The 5,429-nt window shown below is 59.9% G+C and carries 3 rRNA genes; all 3 read right to left on the bottom strand.

The annotated features are described in order from the left end of the window. Positions 1–19 precede the first annotated feature (19 nt). The 3 genes from rrf to C8D89_RS28570 all read right to left on the bottom strand — a co-directional run bounded on the left by rrf (position 20) and on the right by C8D89_RS28570 (position 5,273). Positions 20–136, bottom strand: a 5S ribosomal RNA gene (rrf, locus tag C8D89_RS28580). 133 nt (positions 137–269) lie between these two features. Then, positions 270–3,393 (bottom strand): 23S ribosomal RNA (locus C8D89_RS28575). 348 nt (positions 3,394–3,741) lie between these two features. Then, positions 3,742–5,273 (bottom strand): 16S ribosomal RNA (locus tag C8D89_RS28570). The 16S, 23S and 5S rRNA genes sit together here, the layout of an rRNA operon. Positions 5,274–5,429: the final 156 nt, after the last annotated feature.

Here is a 5,429-nt window from a genome sequence, read left to right as displayed (position 1 = left end):
GTGTGGGGGTGGTCGGGTGTTCCGGCGGTGTCCTACTCTCCCACGACCTGTCGGTCGCAGTACCATCGGCGCTGGAGGGCTTAGCTTCCGGGTTCGGGATGGGTCCGGGCGTTTCCCCTCCGCTGTGACCACCGGAACACCCCACCACCCCCACGGGTGCGGGGTGGGGTGTGTGGTCGTTGGGATATGCACAGTGGACGCGAACAGGATTGTTCGTTACGCAGTTCGTTGTTGGTCTTGCCGGCACGTCGTGGTTTCTTGACGTGTGTGTGGGCAAGTCCTCGGCCTATTAGTACCAGTCCACTGAACGCCTTGCGGCGATTACATGTCTGGCCTATCAACCCACTGGTCTGGTGGGGGCCTTAACCCTCGTGGGGGTGGGAGACCTCATCTTGGAACAGGCTTCCCGCTTAGATGCCTTCAGCGGTTATCCTTTCCGAACGTAGCCAACCAGCCGTGCCCCTGGCGGGACAACTGGCACACCAGAGGTTCGTCCGTCCCGGTCCTCTCGTACTAGGGACAGCCTTCCTCAAGTCTCCTGCGCGCGCGGCGGATAGGGACCGAACTGTCTCACGACGTTCTAAACCCAGCTCGCGTACCGCTTTAATGGGCGAACAGCCCAACCCTTGGGACCTACTCCAGCCCCAGGATGCGACGAGCCGACATCGAGGTGCCAAACCATGCCGTCGATATGGACTCTTGGGCAAGATCAGCCTGTTATCCCCGGGGTACCTTTTATCCGTTGAGCGACACCCCTTCCACCAGGAGGTGCCGGATCACTAGTCCCGACTTTCGTCCCTGCTCGACCCGTCGGTCTCACAGTCAAGCTCCCTTGTGCACTTGCACTCGACACCTGGTTGCCGACCAGGCTGAGGGAACCTTTGGGCGCCTCCGTTACCCTTTGGGAGGCAACCGCCCCAGTTAAACTACCCACCAGGCACTGTTCCTGGACCAGATCATGGCCCGAGGTTAGATGCCCAATTCGACCAGAGTGGTATTTCAACGGCGACTCCACCCTCACTGGCGTGAGGGCTTCCCAGTCTCCCACCTATCCTACACAAGCCGAACCGAGCACCAATACCAAGCTGTAGTGAAGGTCCCGGGGTCTTTCCGTCCTGCCGCGCGTAACGAGCATCTTTACTCGTAGTGCAATTTCGCCGAGTCTGTGGTCGAGACAGCGGGGAAGTCGTTACGCCATTCGTGCAGGTCGGAACTTACCCGACAAGGAATTTCGCTACCTTAGGATGGTTATAGTTACCACCGCCGTTTACTGGCGCTTAAGTTCTCAGCTTCGGGCCCCGAAAGGCCCTAACCGGTCCCCTTAACGTTCCAGCACCGGGCAGGCGTCAGTCCGTATACATCGTCTTGCGACTTCGCACGGACCTGTGTTTTTAGTAAACAGTCGCTTCCCCCTGGTCTCTGCGGCCCCACCCCGCTAACCCGCAAAGGGGTTTCACGGGACAGGGCCCCCCTTCTCCCGAAGTTACGGGGGCATTTTGCCGAATTCCTTGACCACAGTTCGCTCGAACGCCTCGGTATTCTCTACCTGACCACCTGTGTTGGTTTGGGGTACGGGTCGCGTAGGAACTCGCTAGAGGCTTTTCTCGGCAGCATGGGATCACTCTGCTTCGCCTCAACCGGCTATGCGTCACGTCTCAGCCACCTGGTGCACGGATTTGCCTGTGCACCGGCCTACACGCTTGCACCAGCACTACCACTAGCTGGCGGAGCTGCCCTCCTGCGTCACCCCATCGCTTGGCTACTACCAGGCGGGGTCCCGCGCTCCCCCGCACCTGCTCCCGAAGGAGACAGGGCGGGCTCGGGCGGTTAGCACACCTGGATTCGCCAGGGACGCGCCTACACGAGCACGGGAATATCAACCCGTTGTCCATCGACTACGCCTGTCGGCCTCGCCTTAGGTCCCGGCTCACCCTGGGCGGAAAAACCTGGCCCAGGAACCCTTGGTCATCCGGCGGCAGAGTTTCTCACTCTGCTATCGCTACTCATGCCTGCATTCTCACTCACACGGGCTCCACGGCTGGATCACTCCGCCGCTTCACCGCCCGCATGACGCTCCCCTACCCAACACCACCACCACCGACAGCTCGAAGCTGACGGAGTGTTCGCGTGATGTTGCCGCGGCTTCGGCGGTGCGCTTGAGCCCCGCTACATTGTCGGCGCAGGACCACTTGACCAGTGAGCTATTACGCACTCTTTCAAGGATGGCTGCTTCTAAGCCAACCTCCTGGTTGTCTGGGCGATCCCACATCCTTTCCCACTTAGCGCACGCTTAGGGGCCTTAGCCGGCGATCTGGGCTGTTTCCCTCTCGACGACGAACCTTATCGCCCGCCGTCTCACTGCCGCGCTGTCGAGCTCACCGGCATTCGGAGTTTGGCTGACTTCAGTAAGCTTGTGGGCCCCCTAGGCCAACCAGTGCTCTACCTCCGGTGAGTATCACGCGACGCTGCACCTAAATGCATTTCGGGGAGAACCAGCTATCACGGAGTTTGATTGGCCTTTCACCCCTACCCACAGCTCATCCCCCAGGTTTTCAACCCTGGTGGGTTCGGGCCTCCACGCCGTCTTACCGGCGCTTCACCCTGGCCATGGGTAGATCACCCCGCTTCGGGTCTAGAGCACGCGACTGAACCACGCCCTGTTCGGACTCGCTTTCGCTACGGCTACCCCACCACGGGTTAACCTCGCCACGTACCGCTAACTCGCAGGCTCATTCTTCAAAAGGCACGCCATCACCATTGACAAGCAACAGCTCTGACGGCTTGTAGGCACACGGTTTCAGGTACTCTTTCACTCCCCTCCCGGGGTACTTTTCACCTTTCCCTCACGGTACTCGTCCGCTATCGGTCATCAGGGAGTATTTAGGCTTACCGGGTGGTCCCGGCAGATTCACAGCGAATTCCACGGGCTCGCTGCTACTCGGGGACACCGCAACGGGAGAACGCAGTGTTTTCGTCTACGGGGGTCTCACCCTCTACGCCGACGCGTCCCAACGCCTTCGACTAACACCACGAACACCCGCACCGCCACGGCAGCGACGGTACGCGGAACCCCACAACACCCCACCAGCAACACCTGCCGGCTCTCACACTGGCGGGGTTTAGCCTCTTCCGCTTTCGCTCGCCACTACTCACGGAATCACTGTTGTTTTCTCTTCCTGCGGGTACTGAGATGTTTCACTTCCCCGCGTTCCCTCCCACCGTCCTATACATTCAGACGGCGGTGACACCCCATGACGGGTGCCGGGTTACCCCATTCGGACACCCTCGGATCAACGCTCGGTTGACAGCTCCCCGAGGACTATCGCGGCCTCCCACGTCCTTCATCGGCTCCTGATGCCCAGGCATCCACCGTGCGCCCTTGACAACTTGACCAACACACACATCAAGAAATCACGACACAAACAGCACAGAAACAAAAGATGCTCGCGTCCACTGTACAATTCTCAACGACCACACGAACCAGCGCCGCACACACACGAACCCGTGCGCGCCGGCGCTGCCCGTCCCAGAGAGGTTGTCCCCTCAGGACCCAACAGTGTGCCAACCCCACCCCACAACAGGGGCAGGAACGTCTGGTGCTTCCACATTTCTCGAGCAACCCCCTCCCACCCCGGACATCACGCCCGGGAGGTACTAGGGCCCTCCACCACCACACCCCCGCGCGCAGAACACTCGCCTGCGAACACCGAGGAACCGGTGATGTCCGGTGAAGCTCCTTAGAAAGGAGGTGATCCAGCCGCACCTTCCGGTACGGCTACCTTGTTACGACTTCGTCCCAATCGCCAGTCCCACCTTCGACCGCTCCCCCCCTTGCGGGTTGGGCCACGGGCTTCGGGTGTTACCGACTTTCGTGACGTGACGGGCGGTGTGTACAAGGCCCGGGAACGTATTCACCGCAGCGTTGCTGATCTGCGATTACTAGCGACTCCGACTTCACGGGGTCGAGTTGCAGACCCCGATCCGAACTGAGACCGGCTTTACGAGATTCGCTCCACCTCACGGCTTCGCAGCCCTCTGTACCGGCCATTGTAGCATGTGTGAAGCCCTGGACATAAGGGGCATGATGACTTGACGTCATCCCCACCTTCCTCCGAGTTGACCCCGGCAGTCTCCCATGAGTCCCCACCATCACGTGCTGGCAACATAGGACAAGGGTTGCGCTCGTTGCGGGACTTAACCCAACATCTCACGACACGAGCTGACGACAGCCATGCACCACCTGCACACCAGCCACAAGGGAACGCCCATCTCTGGACGCGTCCGGTGCATGTCAAACCCAGGTAAGGTTCTTCGCGTTGCATCGAATTAATCCACATGCTCCGCCGCTTGTGCGGGCCCCCGTCAATTCCTTTGAGTTTTAGCCTTGCGGCCGTACTCCCCAGGCGGGGCGCTTAATGCGTTAGCTGCGGCACGGAACCCGTGGAATGGACCCCACACCTAGCGCCCAACGTTTACGGCATGGACTACCAGGGTATCTAATCCTGTTCGCTACCCATGCTTTCGCTCCTCAGCGTCAGTATCGGCCCAGAGACCCGCCTTCGCCACCGGTGTTCCTCCTGATATCTGCGCATTTCACCGCTACACCAGGAATTCCAGTCTCCCCTGCCGAACTCCAGTGATGCCCGTATCGACCGCACGCCCAGAGTTAAGCCCCAGGTTTTCACGGCCGACGCGACACACCGCCTACGAGCTCTTTACGCCCAATAATTCCGGACAACGCTCGCACCCTACGTATTACCGCGGCTGCTGGCACGTAGTTGGCCGGTGCTTCTTCTCGACCTACCGTCACCCGTACCAGAAGTACGAGCTTCGTCGATCGCGAAAGAGGTTTACAACCCGAAGGCCGTCATCCCCCACGCGGCGTTGCTGCGTCAGGCTTCCGCCCATTGCGCAAGATTCCCCACTGCTGCCTCCCGTAGGAGTCTGGGCCGTGTCTCAGTCCCAGTGTGGCCGATCACCCTCTCAGGCCGGCTATCCGTCGTCGCCTTGGTAGGCCATCACCCCACCAACAAGCTGATAGACCGCGGGCCCATCCCCCACCGACAAAACTTTCCACCACCAGACATGCATCCGGAGGTCCTATCCGGTATTAGACCCAGTTTCCCAGGCTTATCCCGAAGTGGAGGGCAGGTCACCCACGTGTTACTCACCCGTTCGCCGCTCGTGTACCCCGAAGGGCCTTACCGCTCGACTTGCATGTGTTAAGCACGCCGCCAGCGTTCGTCCTGAGCCAGGATCAAACTCTCCAACAAAAAAGGAGGGCTCAAACAAACCCAGCAAAAAAACACTCTCAAACAGAGAGCACCCAAAGAAACCCCACGACACCACAACCACAAAGCCATGGCGCCGACGAGGACAAACACACCAAACATTCAGCACACTGTTGAGTTCTCAAAGGACAACCACAC

Origin of the sequence: Actinomycetospora cinnamomea (genome assembly GCF_003096675.1) — a bacterium.
Taxonomy (GTDB): Bacteria; Actinomycetota; Actinomycetes; order Mycobacteriales; family Pseudonocardiaceae; genus Actinomycetospora; species Actinomycetospora cinnamomea.
This window is presented reverse-complemented; position numbering and strand designations above follow the sequence as displayed.